Source organism: Vibrio sp. 10N.222.48.A3 (assembly GCF_041475345.1).
GTDB classification, from domain to species: domain Bacteria; phylum Pseudomonadota; class Gammaproteobacteria; order Enterobacterales; family Vibrionaceae; genus Vibrio; species Vibrio tasmaniensis_A.
Genome location: NZ_JBFRVX010000262.1, coordinates 1 through 795 on the forward strand (window position 1 = coordinate 1; position 795 = coordinate 795).

General features: G+C 44.2%; 1 protein-coding gene. It reads left to right on the forward strand.

What is annotated here, in order from left to right; translation table 11 throughout:
• Nucleotides 1–225 precede the first annotated feature (225 nt).
• Nucleotides 226–594, forward strand: a complete 369-nt coding sequence (locus tag AB4653_RS08710; RefSeq protein WP_048660709.1) for a hypothetical protein — start codon at nucleotides 226–228, stop codon at nucleotides 592–594.
• Nucleotides 595–795 lie beyond the last annotated feature (201 nt).

Sequence of the window (795 nt, forward strand, 5' to 3'; positions counted from 1 at the left end):
GAGCCCTCTCTGGGGCGAAGTCCAAGGCTGTTTTTCTACTCAATTAAGCACGCTGGTTGAGTGGTGAAATAGAGTTACTTGGGAATACCAGACACCACACCCTTTGGATGTGCGCATTCTACTACAAGAATGCTCAAGCCAGTTTGTAGCACGGCTCTTGAAAGAGAGCCCATTGTTTTGCTTTTTTAAAAGAACAAAACAATGTCCTAAAAAGGAGTGTGAACGATGCAGATTATCTACGGACATTGTCGTACAGATGAGGCGGCGAATGTATTAGGCCACTTTGTTGAACAAGGGGATTTTGTCAGCGTCAAAGAACTGGGAACGGTCGGGCGTGAACACATGGCGTTTGCCGCCTTACTGTCTTTTACTGGACACCTTTCATTCCCTTTCTATTGGAAGGGTGTTCATTTTGTTGCGGTTCAAAAACAAGTTCAATCAGTTAACCGTCTCACTCTCCCAGCTTCAAAGAATGCTTGTAAAAAACGTTATCGGAAGCTTAAGAACACCATCATTAGCGCTCAAAATTGGAAGCAACATGTGAGTCGTAATCGCGGTTTGAAGTACGCGAAATCTTCTCTGTTTTCTTTATGATGCGTGCCTATACCTGTCGATTTTAACCTTTCTCCCCACGCGCCGTTTAATTTGCACGTTGCACGGTCTGCCTAGGACAACCTAACCCTTCTTCCCAGCTTCTCAGGCAAGGAGGTCTTTTACTCCATCATGACCAAACACTTGATAAATTTATCACTCAATAAGGATATTTATTATGAAAAAACGCACCCAGCGCACCCT